This is a genomic window from Marispirochaeta aestuarii (genome assembly GCF_002087085.1).
In the GTDB taxonomy this organism is placed as follows: Bacteria; Spirochaetota; Spirochaetia; order JC444; family Marispirochaetaceae; genus Marispirochaeta; species Marispirochaeta aestuarii.
Genome location: NZ_MWQY01000008.1, coordinates 29,072 through 48,231 on the forward strand (window position 1 = coordinate 29,072; position 19,160 = coordinate 48,231).

The following is a 19,160-nucleotide window of genomic DNA, read 5'->3' on the forward strand; positions in this document are numbered from 1 at the left end:
ATCTAGTAACTGGCCATGACGGATGCTCAAACCGACCCTGGACAACTGAAGAAACTCCTCCCCCACACCATGGGCGCAGAGCGGTATCGCCTTTCTCGGCGCCTGTCCAATGCCGGCAAGGACCCGCAGCGCCTGGAGGAGGCTGCACTCGGGATACTCGAGTCCGTTGAACAGAGACGCCGGAGAGCCGAAGGACTGCCCGCGCCGGACTACCCGGAGGAGCTTCCCATTACGGCCCGGAAGGATGAAATCGTCGCAGCCATACAAAGGAACCAGGTGATCATTCTCTCAGGAGAAACAGGCTCAGGCAAATCGACCCAGATACCGAAAATGTGCCTGGAAGCCGGCCGGGGCATCGACGGCCAGGTAGGCTGCACCCAGCCCCGTCGTATCGCCGCCCTGAGCCTGGCATCCAGGGTTGCCGAGGAACTTGGGGACGGAGAAAAAAAATGGGTCTCCAGCAAGATCCGCTTTCAGGAATCCGGCTCCGACGATGCCTATATAAAGTTCATGACCGATGGAATCCTGCTGGCGGAGACCCAGTCGGACCGCTTTCTGAACCGATATGACACCCTGATTATCGACGAGGCCCATGAACGGAGCCTGAATATCGACCTGATCCTCGGCATTCTGCGGAAACTGCTCAAAAAACGCCGGGATCTCAAGCTGATTATAACCTCCGCCACAATCGACACGGAAAAGTTCTCCGCTGCCTTTGACGGAGCCCCGATCTTTGAGGTCTCCGGAAGAACCTACCCGGTGGAGGTGATCTACCAGCCTCAGACCGGCGAATCCGAGGATCTCTCTTATGTGGAACAGGCGGTGGCTGCGGTTGAGAATATCTGTCGGACAAGCCGCGACGGAGACGTCCTTGTCTTCATGCCCACCGAGGCGGACATCCGGGAAACCTGCGACGGTATCGAAGGTCTGGGAATATCTTCCCTGACGGTGCTTCCTCTTTTTGCCAGGCTTACCTCCGCCGCCCAGAGCAGAATCTTCGCCACCCACGCAGGACGCAAGGTGGTCGTCGCCACCAACGTGGCGGAGACCTCCATAACCATTCCGGGAATTGTCTACGTTGTGGACACCGGCCTGGCCCGGATTTCAACCTATTCCCCCGCCTCGCGAACCACCGCCCTGCCGGTTTCGCCGATATCCCGCTCCTCCGCGGACCAGCGCAAGGGACGGGCAGGACGGGTCCGGCCGGGGGTCTGTATACGGCTCTACCCGGAAGAGGATTACCAGAGCCGTGAGGAGTTCACCAGACCGGAGATTCTCAGAGACAATCTGGCGGATGTAATCCTGCGCATGGTGTCCCTGCGCCTTGGGGATGTGGAGGATTTTCCCTTTATCGACAAACCCTCGACCCGACACTTAAGCGACGGAATCGGCATTCTCCGGGAGCTCGGGGCAGTTACCCGGGACAGGCAGGGAGGTCTGCAGCTGACCCGCCACGGCCGCCTGATGGCCCGGCTGCCCCTTGACCCGCGCTTTTCCAGAATGCTTATTGAAGCAGCCGAGCAGGGCATTCTGCGGGATGCAGCGGTCATTGTATCGGTACTGACCATCCAGGACCCCCGGGACAGGCCCCAGGGGGAGGAAGACAAGGCCGATTCGGCCCACAGGAAGTTCCATGATCAGGAGTCGGACTTTGTAAGCCTTCTGAATATCTGGGAAGAGTACCACCAGGTATGGCGACAGGTACGCAGCCAGGGCAGGATGCGCAAATACTGCAGCCAGAACTACCTGAGCTATCGCCGCATGAAGGAGTGGCGGGATATTCACCTGCAGGTTACCTCCCTGTTGAAGGAACAGGGCTACGAGATCAAAACACCCGATATAAGCAGAAAACCGGAGAAAAAGGGAGAACCCTCCCCCTGGTACACAGCTTTGCATATATCCATTCTGACAGGGCTGCTCTCCAATATTGCGGAGAAAAAGGAAAAAAACATCTATACCGCCGCCAGGAATCGGGAAGCGATGATCTTTCCAGGCTCCGGTCTCTTCGGGAACGGTCCCGGATGGCTGGTAGCAGCCGAGATGGTCAGGACCAGCCGGCTGTTCGCCCGGACCTGCGCCGGGATTGAACCCGCCTGGCTTGAACGGATAGCCACCGGACAGTGCAGCTACAGCTATCATGGAGCAACCTGGGCGGAAAAACAGATGGAGGTCACTGCGGTGGAGCAGGTACGCCTCTACGGACTCCTGATAAACCCCGGACGGACCGTCGCCTACGGAAAAATCAATCCCGGGGAGGCCTCGGACATCTTTATCCGGGAAGGAATCATGGAGGGGAGGTACGACTTTCGCCGGATACACCGGATTCTCCCGGTCCTAGAAAAAAACAGAAACACCCTTAAGGGAATCCTCAAACTGGAGGAGAAACTGCGACGACGGGACATCTACTGCGGCGACGAGGAGCTCTTCCGATTTTATCGGGAGAGGATTCCCCGGGAGGTGTACGATTTCAAGGGCCTTGAGAAGTACCTGAAAGAGAGCGGGGAGGGAATCAGGAAACTGGAACTCTCCCGGGAAGATATCATGCTCTACAATCCGGACAGCGAAATCCTGGAACGTTTTCCCTCAGAGGCAGTAATCGATGGTCATCGTATAGACCTCGAATATGTATTTGATCCCCAGCGCCCGGAAGACGGGGTCACCGCCCTTATTCCGGAGCGCATAAGCCGTGATCTGACAACCCCTGTATTCGACTGGCTGGTTCCTGGACTTTTCGAGGAGAAGGTCAGCACCCTCATGAAAGGGCTGCCCAAGGAGTACCGCCGACGCCTCGCTCCGGTCTCGGAGAGCGCCGGAAGAGTTGCCCGGAACATACCCCGGAATACCCGGGAACGGCTCGTAGTAGCTCTGAGCCGCTATATTCAGGAGGACTTCGGCTTTCTTATCCCCGAATCCGCCTGGGACGAAGAGTCCCTGCCCCCCCATTTGAAAATGCGCTTTACCGTTGTTGATGCCCGGGGCAGGAGACTGACGGAAGGCCGGGACAGGGAAGTCCTGACCTCTGCGGGGCCCTCGAAGCATTTAACCGGCAGCCTGGACCGGCTGAAGCGCTCCTGGGAGATCGAGGAACTGCGGATCTGGGACTTCGATGAGATTCCCGAACGGGTGGAGGGAGACGACGGGCTCCCCGCTTTCCCGGCCCTTACGCCCGAAGGGACGCAGGTCGCCCTGCGGCTCTATTTAAGTGCCGAGGAGGCTGCAGGAATCCACCCCGACGGGGTGGCCCTTCTTGTCTACCGCTCCTTCTCCGATATTCTCAAGACCTTCCGCCATGAGTTCATGCTCGGTAAAGAGTATCAGATGAAAGTGCTGCCCTTCGGCGGTCTCGAGAGCTTTAACGAGGGGGTCTGGCGATCCCTGACCATGAGACTCTTCCGTCGCAGCATACGGAGCAGGTCCGAATATCAGGAGTTCTCCGAGTGGATAAAGCCGCGACTCTACTCGGAACTGAAGGAGCTCTATCAGCCGGTATTGAGTGTCCTGGAGGAATACGCCCAGGTGCGGGAGTGCCTGTCCCGCCTTGAGACCAGGGAAGGCTCCAGGAAGGGGGTCAAAAGGTTCCTGTCGGTCCGGCGCAAAGAGCTTGAAAACCTTGTGCCCAGAGAGTTTTACCGACTCTATGACAAGGAGGAGCTCAAAGAGGTTCCCCGCTTTCTCAGGGCCCTGAAAACCCGCATCGAGAAGGGGGCTGTAAACCCGGCGGCGGACACCGAAAAAGCTTTCGCGCTTATCCCCTACCTCAGCTGGTACAGGGAGACCAGGGATCTCCTGAAGGAGAGGAGCGGAATGAGCTATGCAAAGCGTCAGGCCTTGAAGGAGTACCGCTGGGCCCTGGAGGAGTATAAAATTCAGCTTTTTGCCCAGGAAATGGGTACCCGGATAAAGATAAGCCCACAGCGCCTAGACAAGCGTATCAGGACCATCGAGGAGATGCTCTGAACTGTCCCTCACCCCGCAGACTGTCGATGTTTCTCTCGGAGATATCATTGATTGAGTTGATCACACTCCTCATGTTGCCGAGCATTTCATCCATGGAAGCCTGAGAGGCATGCATATCCGCAGCCATATCCTTCAGCTCGGACAGGGAATCGGTTACCTGTGTCCCGCCGACGGACATCTCGTCCATTGCCATGATTACCTCGCTGATACTGTCGGCAACTCCCTGTATATGATGGATCATTTCGTTGATACTCTCCCCTGTTTTCTGGGAAACGCTGGAGGTATTCCGGATTTCACTGATGATATCCTTCAATGTTCCGGATATTGTCGTCGAGTTCCGGTGAGACGTCACGGACAGACGACGGACCTCGGAGGCGACAATCGCAAAGCCCCTCCCCGCTGCACCGGCATGGGCCGCTTCGATGGCGGCGTTTATGGACAGTATGTTCGTATTGTCCGCGGCATCATTGAGGACTGCAATCAGATTGTCTATATCCTCAATGGAATCCACTACCCTCTCGATTGATTCCACCGTATCCGTCATGTCTTTCCTGCCCGATCTGGCCAGATCGACAAGATTCACGATGGCATTCTGTTTCTCCTGAGATTTTCTGGTGGTATTTCTTATGGAAGATATCATCTGTTCGATAACTGCCGAAGACTGCAGAATGAAGCTGTGCTGACTCTCGAACTTCCTGCGGACGTTTTCCATTAAACCCTCGATGCTGTTGATCAGTTCACGGGAATGCAGGATTTCCTCATGCAGGCGCGTGGAAATACCGGCGGTGTTCTCCTGAGATTCGACAATCATTCGTGTTTGATAGTGATGACAGTTTTCTGCTTTATTCAGACCGTTGAGAATTGCGGTTGCCATCATTTCACAACTGTTATATCCGCAGGCAGCGCAATTCAGAACATCCTTGACCGTAGTTTTTTTCATATCCGCATATATTTTCTGTAATTGCTCAGCGTCGGGGTACCGCAGCTGCATGTTGGAGGATAAATCACGGTAGCCGCGATCATAGAGTCCGGATTTCCAGTAGGTTTTAACGACTTTGCGAATCTTCCTTGTTATCCCTTTGTCGCCTTTCAGCAACGTCGGTTTGTATTTCCGCCGAGCTGCTTCCATGCGTTTTTGGATGGAATATTCGACTTCATCAACAATTTTATCGCGATCAGGGGTTCCGGGACCTCCGTTACAGCCGGAACTGCAATTCAGACAGTCCACAAGCAGAGGGTTATATCCCTTCTTCAGCGCATGATGAAGAGTCTTGAAATATGGATAGACCGTCTCGGGCCCTTCGATTTTCCGTATTCTCTTGACAAGCCCGGGACGTTCGCGTTCGACGGTACGCATCAGGCCGCCGGGCGACGAGAACAGGACCGCCCGCTCAGGCAGCGGACCGGCGAAATCAAGCTCCGGATATTTGGAGAGGTCAATCTTTTTTCGGTCCAGATAGGCCCGGATACCGGTAAAGGTCACATTATAGTCACCCATTCCGGTCTCCTCAAACTCACGTTTCTTCGCTATGCAGGGCGAAAGAACCGCAACGGCGTGGTCCTTGTATTCAGGGTAGAATTCACGAATCATGGCTATGGTATGAAGCATGGGACTCTGTGCAGGAGCCAGATATTTCAGCAGTTCCGGCTGGTAAATCTCAATATAGCTTACAATCGCCGGGCAGGGCTGGGCGATCAGCATTTCGGGTTTTTTATTTTCAATATGTGCAAGGTATGAATGAACCGTCAGCTCAGCTCCGAAACTGACATCAAAAACAGCGTCAACCCCCAGGGAAGCAAGAAATCCGTTCAGGCGCAGATAGGAATCAGCGAAATTCGCCGCCACGGCGGGTGCAGAGATGGCGACCATCCTGACCTTTCTTTCAAGGTCAGTAAAAAACCGGGGGCTGTCATCAATCAGGCTGCGTGCGCCGTGGGAGCATGCATCAATACAGCTCCCGCAACCGATACAAAGATCGTGGTTGATATCAACATGCTCGCCGCTGCCGTCTATGCAGTATTTGACAGGGCAGACCGAGATACACATATGGCAATTTACGCACTTTTCCGGATCCACCTCTACAACGGGAGTCAGCTTCATCGTTTACCTCATAGCTCTATTGGCATAACTATATTATAGCGAAGTGCTGCACCTGTTGCAAGCTGACAGACTGTTTTACTCTATGGAGATGAAAACCAGAACGGTACGTGAACCGTTACGCAGAGTCCTGCAGGTCCCGTGAGCGACCCCGGGGGACAGATCGATTACAGCTCCCGACGCTCCGCCGTCAGGAGCACCACAGAAGGGACAGGGACCGGAGAAGATCCCCCAGAAACCGGAACAGAAGAAACAGCCATTCTGCAGTGCGGAAGAGAGGGGAATTATAAAACGCCCTCCCCTGGCAGCTTCTTCCGGGCTCAATACAAGCTCGATATCCGCCCTTGAATACCGGGGCCTGAATGCCTGTTCCCGTTTCAAGGGTCGATTCTGGACCGCCTTCCGGCTGCGCCGGGTATCATATTCCCGCCGCTTCTCCGGATCACCCAGGACCTCGTAGGCCTCCCGGGCAGCCCGGAAATCCTCCGACTTTTCAGGACTGCCGGTTATGTCGGGATGACAATCCTTGACCCGTCGCCGGTAGGCATCCCGGATCTCTTGCTGGGATGCCTGAGCCTCCAGACCGAGAGAACTGTAGTGATTCGGTATCCCCGCCATATGGTAAATTTTACCCTTTCATTTCCAATCGTCAAGGGGGTTCTTGCGTCATAATGACCCAGATTCCGGCACACATTCCCCGGGAACTGTCGTCTTTTTGCCCATTCAGTTCCGAACAGGGCTATTCATCATCGAGGAGGCGAACACTATATCTCTTTACACAATAATGACTTAACCATGCTTTCAATACTTGGCACATTTATTGCATATAAATTAATAGAAAGAATAAAACCTGTTAGAGGAGGCAGAATATGGCACTTGTACGATACCGCAATTCCATTGACCCGTGGCGGGAGTTTGAACGACTCAGGGATGAGATCAACGATCTTTTCGATTTTGATCAGACCGGCGGAAACCGCGGCCTTTTTGACCGCCATGTATCCCCGGCGCTGGATGTAATCGAAGGATCCGACAATTTCACCGTAATGTGTGAGCTTCCCGGCATCGAGAAGAAGGACGTCGAACTGTCCATTACCGGCAATGTGCTGACCATCAAGGGAGAGCGTTCCGCGGATAAAGAGAAAAGCAGCGAGAAGGTCTACCGGCAGGAGTCCTGGAGTGGAACTTTTCAGCGGACAATATCCCTGCCCCAGACTGTGGATGCCGACAGGAAGGTCGATGCTGTTCTAGAAAACGGCATTCTGACTCTTACCCTGCCCAAGAAGGAAGAGGCAAAACCCAGGCAGATTTCGATAAAGGTACAATAAAGAGGAGGCGAATTATGGCTGATAAAAATTTACAGAAACGATCGGAAACCAGGCCCACGGTCCGCGCCTGCTGCGATGTTCTTGAAAATGACGGGGAAATCACCCTGAAGCTGGAGATGCCGGGAGTAACAAAGGACGGCCTCAATGTTAACATCGACGGCGATCAGCTGGAGATACGCGGCATGCGGGATGTAAAACGCCCGGAGGGAGGCAACTATCTGATCCATGAAATCCGGGAAGCTGACTTCTATCAGGTATACACCATCGATGAAACCATCGACCGCAACAAGATCGATGCCTCCCTGAAACATGGGATTCTCACCCTCAAGCTGGGCGTAAAGGAATCTCAGAAACCCCGAAAAATCGAAATCGCGGCAAAATAGAATGAAGGGTCCTGAAAAAATAAACCCGCCGGAGACGGCGGGTTTGTTATTCCCCGGGGCAGCGAAAGGATATACGGACCAGTGTGCCCCCGTGATTTTCAAAGGAGAGAATCCCGTCCAGCTGGTTTTCCGCCAGCCCCTTTACCAGCCGAAGACCGAGAGAAGATGCGGAATCAGGATCAAAGCCGGCTGGTAAACCCTTGCCATTATCAGCTATCCGAAGCTCACAGTAATCACCCCTCCTTTCGAACATGACGCTCACTACCCCATGACCATGGGGGAACGCATACTTGAGGGAGTTTGAAACCAGTTCATTCAGGATCAGACCGCAGGGAATCGCCGTATCGATATCCAGTGGTACCTCTTCGATGCGGATATCCGGGGTAATTCCGAATTCTCCCGAAGTCCGGTAGGTTTGAAAAAGGTCTGTCACCAGGGTTGTGGCGTATTCCCGGAAGTCTATTCTATCGAGCTTTTCCGATCGATAGAGCTTCTCGTGAATGAGGGCCATGGCCCGTACCCGGTTCTTGCTTTCCTGCAGGGCCGCCCGGGAATTCTCGTCCTTGAGACTCGAAGACTGCAGTCTCAGAAGGCTGGAGATAACCTGCAGGTTATTTTTAACCCGATGGTGAATCTCCTTGATCAGGATCTCCTTCTCCCTGAGAGCCGCGCTTATCAGCTTTTCCGCATGCTTTCGCTCTTCGATCTCCGCCTGAAGATCCGCAGTCCGCTCCCTGACCTTTTCCTCCAGCATCGCTGCATTGGTGGTAAGTTCCTGGTTTATTCTTCCGATTGTCTGCACCATTCGGTTAAAGGAGCGGGAAAGCCTCCCGAATTCGTCCTGCGAGGAGTTTTGAATCATTGCAGCAGCCTCCGGACCATGCTCCTCAACGTACTCCACAGCCCTGGTCAACCTGGACAGATGACGCGTTACGGACCGGCCCAGTATAATCCAGGAGGCAATTACCGCAAAAACCGATGTTGCCAGAGTTATCAGATATGACTGGTACCGGACAGGATTTATCCTCTCGTAAAGCCGCTTATGAGGAACAGCGACCTGCACCCAGGCCTGCATGCGTCCCAGGTGGTCCGTCGCCGGGAAACTGAGAGTCCACATCGCGGTGTCTCCCTCTCCCATGTTGACCTCTTCAACATAGGGTTCGGTATATCCCGGATCATCAGTACCGGGAAGCCTTATGGCAGACCCGTGACGGTAGGACGAATTGTGAAAAATGACATTTCCCCGGGTATCAGCGACAAGAGCATAATCCAGCAGTTTTTTTTCTGCTACAGCCTCCTCGCACTGAAGATCAAAACCGACAATCTCATCCAGTTTTATTTCGAAGCCCAGGATCCTCTCCAGCTGGATCCTCAGGTTCCGGGCAGTCCCCGTCCCTTCCAGAAGGAGCGCGTCCTGATAGGTTCTTACAAAGAGACGATTCATCAGAACCGAGGAGATCGACAGGGTGAAGATAAGAACAAGCAGGGTAATCAGGACAATTTTAAAGCGTACCCCCCGGGTCAGCCCCAGGATTCGCTTAATCGTTCCAGGCATAGTCGGTACAAATCTCGGATGACAGTAATAGATCACTCGTTAACGAAATACCCAGAGATTTTGCCCGGGCCAGACTGATTACCGGTTCTCCCTTAAGACTGGGACTGACAGGAATATCCGCAGGAGATACACCCCCTGTCAGGATCTCTCTGGCCTTGCGTCCGGCCTCCCGGCCCTGCTCATAACCGGAGATCGTCACCGAGCAGAGGGTTCCGTACTGGATACGATCCTTCCAGTAGGTGAAATCCGGGAGCCTGCTGTTTTCTGCAGTCCAGCGAAGGACATCTATATAGGAAACATTGGAACCATGCTGATCCTTGAAGAGGAAAATTCCCAGAAGACCAATGGCATCGACGGTATCCTGATATTCAAGAATTTTCTGTTTGTACTCCTCGAAGCTGCGGATTACGTCCCAGCGGACAATCTCGATTTTGGGAAGCCGGGTATCGATATCCTGTAATCTCCCCACCACAGGATTCCACATGGGACTCTCATCCGTTACGACGGCGAGTTTTCTGACCTTCGGTTGTATGGACTGGAGCAGCCTTATGGATCCCAGGGCGTGCTCTTCCTCGAGAACACCAGTAGCCCAGGAGCGTATTGATTCGGGTATCTCTTCAGCAGTGGCGTTTATTCCGCTGAAGACCATGGGAATATCCGAACGATGATAGTTCTCCAGCATATAGTCCAGGGCATCATCATCATTCAGGTAAATCAGGTCCGGCTCCCAGTCCGCAATAATCTGCAAGGCACTGCGACCGGCGGCTTCTATTCCCGCCGGAGAACTCTGGCGCTTCGCATCCAGCTCGACAATTCTAATGTCCGCATCCGGAATGGACAGTCCGTCTCTGAACCCGGATAACTGATCGATGTTCCAGGGCCACGCGGCATGGTAGCTCATTATGTGCAGGATTCGAACTCTCTCGCGCTGCTGGGCGGAGACTCCCACAGAAAAGAGCGTCAGGAACAGCAGCATGAGGATAACGGAGAGTCTCCGTGTCCGCTTATTCATCATATCCTCCGTACTTCTGCGGTCCCAGGGACGTCTCAATCGCCTGGATCAGCTCATTCTCATCAAAGGGTTTGGCCACCAGGGAACAGAGAGGAGAAGGCAGCCCGGCCTGTAATCCGGGAAGAGTGTTATTGGCCGTAAGAAAAATTATCGGGACCTGATGTTCCTTATGGATTTCTTCTGCAGCCTCAATTCCTGAGTAGGCATCTTTCAAACTTACGTCCATCAGAATACAGTCCGGTTTTTTCATCTCGCGTATATAATCCACAGCACCGCGGCCGGTATTGATTATGTGGTCGACAGTGTACCCCCGTCGTTCCAGAGTTGTCTTGAGATCCGCTGCAACAATAAACTCGTCTTCCACAATCATCACGTTTTTTCTACACATATAGTAACACTACTATATGATCAAAATATCTATTCTGTCAATTTTTTTCCAGATTCCAGGGATCGAATTATCCCCGGGGATTGAAACTTTTATGCATTATTCCGATACTTGAGCTCCCATATGACAATCCAAGGAGCCCCTGTGACTAAGAACGAGTGCGCCCTGCTGGCCGAAAATACCGCAAAGGTTGTTGTCGGCAAACAGCGCGCCATGGAATTATTGACTGTCGCCCTTATAGCGGAAGGACATGTACTTCTCGAAGATGTACCGGGCCTGGGAAAAACCCTTATGGCCAAATCCCTGGCCAGGAGTATAGACGGCAGGTTCAGACGGATCCAGTTTACTCCGGACCTGCTGCCTGCGGACATTACCGGATTCTCGGTATACGATCAGAAAAGCGGCGATTTTGTTTTTCATCCCGGCCCGATAATGTGCAACGTACTCCTGGCGGACGAAATCAACCGGACAATTCCCCGGACCCAGTCGAGTCTTCTGGAGAGTATGGGGGAGTTTCAGGTCACGGTGGATGGCAGGACCCTGCAGCTGCCGAGGCCCTTTTTTGTTATTGCCACCCAGAATCCCATAGAAATGGACGGGACCTTCCCGCTTCCGGAAGCTCAGCTGGACCGTTTTCTCATGCGTATAGATCTGGGATATCCCTCCAGGGACGAAGAGATTCTCATCCTGGAACGTTTTCAGCAGGATGATCCCCTGGAGAGCCTGGAACCGGTCATAGATCCGGAACGCATTACCCATCTTCAGGAGGAACGAAGCAGGATAACCATCTCCTCCCCGGTAAGAGAGTATATTGCAGATCTGGTGGCCGCGACCCGCAGTCACGGGAAGGTACGCTTCGGCGTCAGTCCCCGGGGAGCCATCGGTATTATGCGGGCGGCCCAGGCCCTTGCCCTTCTGCGGGGACGGGAATTCGTTCTGCCGGATGATGTAAAGGAGCTTGCAGGTCCGGTTCTCGAGCACCGCATAATACTGCGTCACGATGAAAGAACCCGGGGGGCCACCGCCGCGGCGGTTCTGGGCGAGGTACTCGGCTCTGTTCCGGTTCCCGTACCTGTATAAAATCCCATGAGCGATCAGGAATCGACCGTCTACTCCAGTTTCTTCTCCATGGGCTTCAGCCTTGGCCTTGTTTGTATCGTTCTGTTCATCGCTCTGGTACAGAAAAACCTTAATCTGGCCCTTCCTGCGGGAGGAATACTGATTATCGGGGTCGGTACCAGACTCTGGAGCCGCCTGTCCCTGTACAGGCTGGAGGTCTCAGTCGATTTGAGCACAGACCGCCTGTTCCCGGGAGAACTGCTCAGCCTCAGCGTAAAACTCGAAAACCGGAAGCTCCTGCCTGTTTTTACGGGACTTGAGCTGCACTCCCCTGCCCTTCTGGCTGATGAAAAGCAGCTGCCGCTTAACGGAGAGACACGGTTGCTCTCCTTCGAAAAAAGCCGACGGATCTGGCATGTGACGGCGCGAAAACGGGGAGTGGCCCCCCTGGGAGAGATACGTATCGCTTCAGGGGACCTTCTTGGACTCCACAGGAGAATCAAGACTGTAACCGATTCACGGGAGATTATCGTCTATCCGCGGCGTGGGGAGTTTCAGCCCCTGAACATCCCCTTCCAGGAGTTCTTCGGCATAAATGCCTCAAAGGGTCCGGTGGAAGATCCGGCCTGGTACGCCGGAACCAGGGATTACAGCGGAAACAGACCGGCGAGAAACATCCACTGGAAAGCCAGTGCCCGGCTTGGAAAACTCCAGGAAAAACTCTATGAGCCCACATCTCACCGAAAGGTCCTGCTGGTCCTGGACCTTTCGGGGTTCAGCCTGCTGGAAGATACGGAGGAGATTGAACACCTTATTACCAGTGTGGGAACCCTGGCCTACGTTCTGATGGAGACAGGCGCCTCCTTCGGGCTCGTAACCAATGCAGCCCTTGCAGGAGAATCAGAAGGCGTTCTGCCCATCGGCCGCGGTCCGGAGCACCTGGGACGGCTTCTCGAGATACTAGCCCGCATCGACTACAGAGAGGTCATAAGTATCCTGCCTCTTCTCAAGGTCCTGGACCACGGGGACCTGGGGCTGGTGTACTGTGCAGCCGGCAAATCACAGGCAATTGCCGAAAATCTTTCCGACATTCTTCCCCGCCGGCGAAGGATACTTTTTATTTTCTCCCGCCTGACGGAACACCCTGCCATGACCCCTTCCTCCTCCACAGGGCTGGTTGAACCTGCATTCTGGATGGGATTTCCCGCCTATCGTGCCGGGGAGGTGGTTCATGCCGAATAGGACAGGACTTTCCCCATATCTTCCGGTACTGCTTGCCACTGCGGCCATGGATCTCTGCCGCTGGTATATAGCCGCGGGTCTCTTTTTCATGATTCCAGAGCGCGGCAGCATTTCCCTGCTCCCGTCAGGCCTGGCCCTTACCGGGGCCATGTTCCTTTCTCTGCTGATGAGCAGACTAAAGAAGCGCCGTATCGCCGACCTGCTTGCACACACCCTCGGGCTTGCGGCATCCCTCTGCCTTATGCTGAAAAGTTTTACGGGCCTGCCCTTCCATTTTTCAAAAGGCATCGCAGGTTTTTTCGGGGCTTACAGCATGATCTCCACACCTGGAGAATGGTTTTCCCTTGCCCTTGTACTCGGCTGGACCCTCCTGCTCTGGCTGAGGGGCAGGCATCTGGGATCCCGGCCCGGGGATTACAAGCGAACGGTTGCCCGTTTCGATGCTGGAATACTGCTTATTTTCGCCGTTTATTTCCTTCGCATGGGTATACGCCTGGAGGATCCCCATGCCATATCCTCCGTAAGCGCGTATCTGCTTTTCGGCATCCTCGCAATCTATGCGGCCCGCAATCGGGACAGGGACCGGAATTTCATACACACGACTTCAGCCTTCGGGCTTGTTCTGCTTTTTACTGTCGGCTTTATTCTTCTCGGGACCGCCGGCGTTGTGCTCTACCCTCTTATGGCGGATACAGCCGGCGAGGTATATTCGGTCATCAGGAAAGGGACGGAACCTTTTCAGCCCCTGATTATTGCCTTCCTTCGCTTTCTTTTCGGCCGACGATCTGCGGTATCAGCTGGAACGGCGGGCGCAGGTCCTTCCGCCGAGGAGCTCAGCGCCGGTCCGCCCCGGGAACCGGGCTTCTGGATGCAGCTCTTCGAGAAGATTCTGGTCTACAGCATCGGAGGCATCCTGGCTATCCTTACCCTCCTTATTGCCGGATACCTTCTCTGGCGGCTTGCAGGCTATCTTTTCGCTCCCGGGAAAAAGAAGGATGAAGGAATCGCTTTTCGAGAGTTCCTTCGGATTCTCCTGCAGAAAATCTCCGAGGGAACAGGCATACTCCTTCGTGCGGTCAGAAAGATCCCGGAGATCCTTTTAAAAAGCCGCAGGCGAAACCTGTCGGCAGGTTCCTCCGCCTTCAGGAAACTCATCTCCTGGGGCCGTTTTTCCGGGATAAGGATAGAAACCGACGAAACCGCCGGAGAGTACGGCCGTCGTCTGGCAAAGGCTTTTCCCCCCGTTTCAGATGCCGTTCGTGCAATAGTCAGATACGCAGAGTCCGAAACCTATGGTGAGAAAGCTCTGTCCGGCGAAGAGCGTCTGGAACTCCGTCGTGCCCGCAGGAAGACAGGAACTTTCCGGCTGCTCCCTCTGCGCCTGGCAAACAGGATGGGGTTTCGTAGATAGTTTTTTCTTGACAGTATCTGACGGGAGAGTTAAAATAATAATCGTTCCTATTTTTACTTAAGGAGGAGAGCATAGCAAAAAACCGCAGGTATAATCGCAGCAGACAGCGTGATCGAATACTTGAGCTGCTGCGAGAGACCGGTGACCATCCCACTGCCGACTGGCTCTACACCCAATTGAAGGATGAGTTTCCAAATCTCAGTGTAGGTACGATCTACCGAAACCTGAACATCCTTCTGGATCAGGGCCTTATTAAAAAGATCGACTTTGGAAGCACCTTCGACCGTTTTGAAGCGAATACTGCGCCCCATTACCATTTTATCTGTGATCGCTGCGGTTCCATTATCGATCTCGACCTTCCCATCGATCCCGACCTGGACTCCAGGGTCAATGACCGGACCCCCTACACCGCTCTGCGGCATAAGATCGAATTCTTTGGTCTTTGCAACCGCTGCTCTAACATGCAGTAGGTTTTTTTGCTTTAAATATAAGAATCGTTCTGATTCTTATTTATCAATGCGCAGGCATTGACAAACTTTTTTTCAGGGAGGCCTAATATGGCACGGGTAGCACAAGAGATGGTAAAAAAAGCGGGAGTAGATCTGGATCTGCTCATCAAACTGTTGGTAAAAAACGCTTCTGCCGAGCTTACAACATTCTACTACTACACAATTCTCAGGGTTAATCTTATCGGACTTGAAGGGGAGGGAATCAAGGAGATTGCAGAAACCGCCCGTATTGAGGACCGAAATCACTTCGAAGCCCTGGTACCACGGATCTATGAGCTGGGAGGAGAACTTCCGGGGGACATGAAGAAGTTTCATGATATCTCTGCCTGCCCCCCCGCGAGCCTGCCCGGGAAGGCGAATAATGCCACTGAAATTCTGAAGGTTCTGGTGGAGGCGGAGCGCTGTGCCGTCCGGGGATATACGGAAATCTGCAACATGACCGCCGGCAAGGACCACCGCACCTATGATCTTGCCCTTGCGATTCTGAACGAGGAAATAGAGCATGAATCCTGGTTCTCGGAATTCCTGGGCGAAGGGCCCTCCGGCCACTTTCTGCGGCGGGGAGATACATCGCCTTTTGTTTCGAAATTTCTAAAATAAGCCATGCATCCGGAGCCCGGAGCAGCAGAAGGGAATTCTCTGCTCCGGGCCCTTTCAGGGCAGCTTGCAAATCTACCTGTATAGTGTAAAATACCATGAAATATTCCTTGATCAGTGGAGGTCCGTGCTGGAACGGGAGGAAAAGCGTCTCTATGGACTTATGTACATTCTGCTGGCTGGATTCTTCCTCGCCGGGCTTTTTACTCAAGGTCCGGCCTCAGTCGGCGCCGGGCTGCTTAAGATACAGGTACACCCGGCACGCCTTTTAAACGATTTTACCCTGGTGGGCGGGGAAGGCGCCGCCCTGGTGAATGCTGCCGTTATCGCAGCCCTTGGACTGCTGCTGGTCCGAATAAACCGGGTCCGGCTTTCCGGCCCCACCCTGTCGGCTGTTTTTACCATTTTCGGATTCGGGCTCTTCGGTAAAACCGTCTTCAATATTTTACCCATCGTAATCGGTGTGGTCATCTCAGCGCGTATCGCCGGAAAAAGTTTCAGGGAGTACATCCTGATGGCCCTCTTCGGTACGACCCTGGGTCCCCTGGTGACCAGCCTGGGTTTCGAAACCGGCCTGCCCCTGCTTCCGGCCATGGCCGTAGCTGTGGCTGGCGGTATCACCGTGGGGATCCTGCTTCCCCCTGTCGCCATGATCATGCTTCGCATGCACCAGGGTTTCAGCCTCTACAATATCGGACTTACCGGCGGGTTTATCGCAATATTCGGTGCCGCTGTCCTTACAGCCTCCGGCAGGGCTCTGAATACTTCCCTGGTCTGGAACTCCGCGCCTTCCGGACTGCTGATCTATCTGGTTCCCGTAACCTCCGCTGTTTTACTGATTTTCGGACTCCTGGGGAAGGCTAAACAAAACCTCGGGGATTTTATAAAGATTCTGACCCTCCCCGGACGTCTGCCGTCGGATTTTATGAGTTCCACCTCCATAAGTGGCAGCCTGATAAATATGGGTATAATCGGTCTGCTGACCTGGAGCTATGTACTGCTGGTAGGAGGCGATGTGAACGGTCCGGTTCTGGGAGGGATATTTACCGCCCTGGGCTTTGCCGCCTTCGGAAAGCATCCGAAAAACAGCTGGCCCCTTGTCGCCGGGGTAGTCGCAGCCTGCCTTGTATTCGGTAAGGACCTGGCCGCCCCCGGACCTCTTCTGGCAGCCCTCTTCTGCCTGACCCTGGCCCCTGTGGCAGGCGAATTCGGCTGGATGGCAGGTGTTATCGCCGGTTTCCTGCACCTGGTCATGGTGGAAAGAACCGGGGCCTGGCATCTCGGGATCAATCTCTACAACAACGGCTTCGCCGGCGGTCTGACAGCGACCCTGATGGTTGCGGTGATCGAGTGGTTCAGAACCAGCCGCGAGAACAGCAGGACAGAACCGTCCTACAGAAGGAGAAGATAAGCAATGAAACACAAGCGCACCGAGTTCATCCTGCATCTTATAAGCGAGGTTGCCCATTTTGTCCTGGACGCCGATCCCTCCAGAATGGTCATATCCCTCCATCAGGAAAAAGACGGTCTGCATCTGGCGATCTTTGATGACCGGACCCGGAATGCGGAGGAACTCCAATCCATACGGAAGTCCCTGGAGCACCAGGAACGGCCTGAACTGGCCGGGTATTACGGTTCCATGGCAGGATACGATATGCTTGGAGAGGCACGCCTGGATCTGGTAGGCTGGCAGATAAAAGCCGCCACCGTCAGCGATACCGGCAGCGGAACCCAGATCGATCTATGGCTGGGGGGCGATCGTTTTGATCCGGAAAAGTTCACCCTGGGAAACACTAAGCAGTAATCAGGCACGGCTTTGAGTTGTAGAGAATCTTATGTTGAAAAAGTTCCATTTCTCGTCCTTTAAGACCCTGTTCTCCGTAATCGTGGTCCTCTCCCTGGTACCTGCCCTGGTGATTATAATATGGACCGGAGTTGAACACGGTTCCTCCCTGGAAGAATCCGTCAGGGATGAGGCCTTTCGGCAGGTGGAAACCCTGTCCATGGTTCAGAGAGTCATTTCCCAGTCCGTTTATCAGACCCTGATGACCCTGTCGATTCTGCCATCCTTTACCGACGGAGATTACGAAACCCAGAACATGGTCATCGGCGATCTGCTCAAGAAGAATCCGGAGTTTGTTAATATCTCCACCGTGGACACACGGGGCAGAGTCAGGGCCTCCGCTTCCCCGAATCTGGAAACCGGAATCGACCTCTCCCAGCGGCGACATATCAGGGAAGCCCTTGCGGGGAAGGGTTTTGTCGCCGGAGAGTTTATAATTGCCTACGTGGACCAGGAGCAATCCTTTCCCTTTGCCCTGCCCCTGAGGAGCAGAGAGGGAGAAATCATCGGGGTGCTTAACGCCGTTTACCGGCTGAGTGTCTACCGGACCATCTTTGACCGTCTCGAGCTGCCGGAGGAGACCATTCTCGGGATTACCGATTTCCAGGGTATCCGGATCTTTTTTCATCCAAGGAAGAAGACCAATCCGGTTGGAAAACCCATAAAGCAATCCGTCTGGCAGGGTATGCAGAACACAGCCGACTCAGGAACCCTCGTCGATACCGGGTCCGACGGTATACGGCGCTTCTATGCTTACCGGAAAATCAGGCTCTCTCCGGAGAGCGACCCCTACCTGTACATCGTACTTGGGATACCGGAAAGGAATGCGACCCGTCCCTCCCTCAGTATCCTCTACCGAAACATTATACTGATTGCGGCGGCGGCTCTGCTGAGTATCATAATATCCTCGGTACTTGGGCATATAAGCCTGGGCAGAAAACTGAAGAGCCTCATTCTGACGGTTAAGCAGATCCGGGAAGGAGACCTCTCCGCACGCACGGGAATCGTTGATTCCGAATCCGAAGTGGGGCAGGTCGCCGAAGCCATCGATAACATGGCCAACAGCCTTGAAGAGAGGAATTTCGAACGGGACAAGGCGGAGCGGATTCTGTCGGAGGCCCTTGCCGAGCGGGAGACCCTCCTGAAAGAGGTCCACCACCGGGTAAAAAACAACATGCAGCTGATTCTGAGCCTTCTGCACCTGGAGCAGCAGAACAGCAGCAGCATCGAGGACTTTTCCCTTCAGCTGGAAAACAGAATAATGGCCATGTCCACGGTCCATGAAATGATGTACCAGTCCGAGACCATTGCGGAAATCAATATGGAAGATTTCCTCGAGCGCCTTGGATCCGTAACCAGGAACCTCTACGCCGGACTCGTAATCGATGTTCAGGCTGAACAGCTGGTCCTGACCCTGGAAGAGGCCGTCCCCCTGGCTCTGATCGTAAATGAGCTGCTTACCAACTGCGCAAAATACGGGAAATCTCCCGACGGGGTTGCCCGGGTAAACATTGCAATGGGTTCTGATGCGGGAAACGCGACTCTGACCGTTCGGGACCACGGACCGGGTTTTCCGGAACCCCGGGAAGAGAACAATCCCACAAATCTCGGAATGCTTCTTGTCAGCACCCTGTCGGAACAGATCGGCGGGAAGGTCTCGTTCTCATCCCGGGAGGGAGCCGTTGTAGAGCTCAGCTTTCCGCTGCAGAGAGTTTAAGCTTTCCCCGGGGACCTGTCGCATGTTTACCTATAGCATCACCGGCAAATAACTAGTATCCTTCCTG

General features: G+C 54.1%; 16 protein-coding genes. 11 read left to right on the forward strand and 5 right to left on the reverse strand.

Going from position 1 to position 19,160, the window contains the following annotated elements; genetic code table 11:
- Positions 1-15 precede the first annotated feature (15 nt).
- Entirely contained in the window at positions 16-3,957 is a 3,942-nt protein-coding gene (gene hrpA, locus B4O97_RS08155) for an ATP-dependent RNA helicase HrpA (RefSeq protein ID WP_083049879.1), read from the forward strand.
- On the opposite strand, the gene B4O97_RS08160 is transcribed toward hrpA, so the two are convergent.
- Together B4O97_RS08160 and B4O97_RS08165 are read right to left on the reverse strand one after the other, a co-directional pair.
- The gene (locus B4O97_RS08160; protein WP_083049881.1) at positions 3,932-6,058 is read right to left on the reverse strand and encodes a [Fe-Fe] hydrogenase large subunit C-terminal domain-containing protein; all 2,127 of its coding nucleotides are present in this window, start codon (positions 6,056-6,058) and stop codon (positions 3,932-3,934) included. The two genes, hrpA and B4O97_RS08160, sit on opposite strands and share 26 nt — an antisense overlap.
- A 75-nt stretch (positions 6,059-6,133) precedes the next feature.
- Positions 6,134-6,673, reverse strand: a complete 540-nt coding sequence (locus B4O97_RS08165; RefSeq protein ID WP_083049883.1) for a J domain-containing protein — start codon at positions 6,671-6,673, stop codon at positions 6,134-6,136.
- A gap of 251 nt (positions 6,674-6,924) precedes the next feature.
- Here B4O97_RS08165 and B4O97_RS08170 point away from each other — a divergent pair, with 251 nt between their 5' ends.
- Both B4O97_RS08170 and B4O97_RS08175 read left to right on the forward strand, forming a co-directional pair.
- Positions 6,925-7,380 carry an Hsp20/alpha crystallin family protein gene (locus B4O97_RS08170; RefSeq protein ID WP_083049885.1) on the forward strand — a complete coding sequence of 152 codons (456 nt, stop codon included), beginning with the start codon at positions 6,925-6,927 and terminating at the stop codon, positions 7,378-7,380.
- A 14-nt stretch (positions 7,381-7,394) separates the two neighbouring features.
- Entirely contained in the window at positions 7,395-7,763 is a 369-nt protein-coding gene (locus B4O97_RS08175; protein ID WP_083049887.1) for an Hsp20/alpha crystallin family protein, read from the forward strand.
- Positions 7,764-7,809: 46 nt separating this feature from the next.
- Here B4O97_RS08175 and B4O97_RS08180 read toward each other — a convergent pair whose 3' ends face one another.
- From B4O97_RS08180 to B4O97_RS08190, 3 genes are read right to left on the reverse strand one after another with little or no spacing between them, the layout of a single operon-like run.
- The gene (locus B4O97_RS08180; protein ID WP_083049889.1) at positions 7,810-9,318 is read right to left on the reverse strand and encodes a histidine kinase dimerization/phosphoacceptor domain -containing protein; all 1,509 of its coding nucleotides are present in this window, start codon (positions 9,316-9,318) and stop codon (positions 7,810-7,812) included.
- The gene (locus B4O97_RS08185; RefSeq protein ID WP_158084210.1) at positions 9,302-10,330 is read right to left on the reverse strand and encodes an ABC transporter substrate-binding protein; all 1,029 of its coding nucleotides are present in this window, start codon (positions 10,328-10,330) and stop codon (positions 9,302-9,304) included. The genes B4O97_RS08180 and B4O97_RS08185 overlap by 17 nt, the downstream gene beginning before the upstream one ends.
- Positions 10,323-10,718, reverse strand: a complete 396-nt coding sequence (locus tag B4O97_RS08190; RefSeq protein ID WP_083049893.1) for a response regulator — start codon at positions 10,716-10,718, stop codon at positions 10,323-10,325. The genes B4O97_RS08185 and B4O97_RS08190 overlap by 8 nt, the downstream gene beginning before the upstream one ends.
- Positions 10,719-10,859: 141 nt before the next feature.
- Here B4O97_RS08190 and B4O97_RS08195 point away from each other — a divergent pair, with 141 nt between their 5' ends.
- From B4O97_RS08195 to B4O97_RS08230, 8 genes are all read left to right on the forward strand, one after another.
- Complete coding sequence (locus B4O97_RS08195) at positions 10,860-11,795, forward strand: AAA family ATPase (RefSeq protein ID WP_233142990.1); 936 nt, start codon at positions 10,860-10,862, stop codon at positions 11,793-11,795.
- Positions 11,796-11,801: 6 nt separating this feature from the next.
- On the forward strand, positions 11,802-13,016 hold the full coding sequence (locus B4O97_RS08200; protein ID WP_083049896.1) for a DUF58 domain-containing protein: 1,215 nt from the start codon (positions 11,802-11,804) through the stop codon (positions 13,014-13,016).
- A complete protein-coding gene (locus tag B4O97_RS08205; RefSeq protein ID WP_083049899.1) occupies positions 13,006-14,427 on the forward strand; it encodes a DUF4129 domain-containing protein in 1,422 nt (473 codons plus the stop codon). Before B4O97_RS08200 ends, B4O97_RS08205 begins: the two co-directional genes overlap by 11 nt.
- Before the next feature lie 71 nt (positions 14,428-14,498).
- Positions 14,499-14,897 carry a Fur family transcriptional regulator gene (locus tag B4O97_RS08210; protein ID WP_083049901.1) on the forward strand — a complete coding sequence of 133 codons (399 nt, stop codon included), beginning with the start codon at positions 14,499-14,501 and terminating at the stop codon, positions 14,895-14,897.
- Positions 14,898-14,984: 87 nt separating this feature from the next.
- Positions 14,985-15,536: a DNA protection during starvation protein gene (gene dps / locus B4O97_RS08215; protein WP_083049902.1), complete on the forward strand. Its 552-nt coding sequence runs from the start codon at positions 14,985-14,987 to the stop codon at positions 15,534-15,536.
- 124 nt (positions 15,537-15,660) lie between these two features.
- On the forward strand, positions 15,661-16,944 hold the full coding sequence (locus B4O97_RS08220) for a DUF1576 domain-containing protein (protein WP_233142992.1): 1,284 nt from the start codon (positions 15,661-15,663) through the stop codon (positions 16,942-16,944).
- 3 nt (positions 16,945-16,947) lie between these two features.
- Positions 16,948-17,337 (forward strand): hypothetical protein, encoded by a 390-nt coding sequence (locus B4O97_RS08225; protein WP_083049903.1) that lies wholly within the window; start codon positions 16,948-16,950, stop codon positions 17,335-17,337.
- A 31-nt stretch (positions 17,338-17,368) separates the two neighbouring features.
- Entirely contained in the window at positions 17,369-19,093 is a 1,725-nt protein-coding gene (locus tag B4O97_RS08230) for a histidine kinase dimerization/phosphoacceptor domain -containing protein (protein ID WP_083049905.1), read from the forward strand.
- Positions 19,094-19,160: the final 67 nt, after the last annotated feature.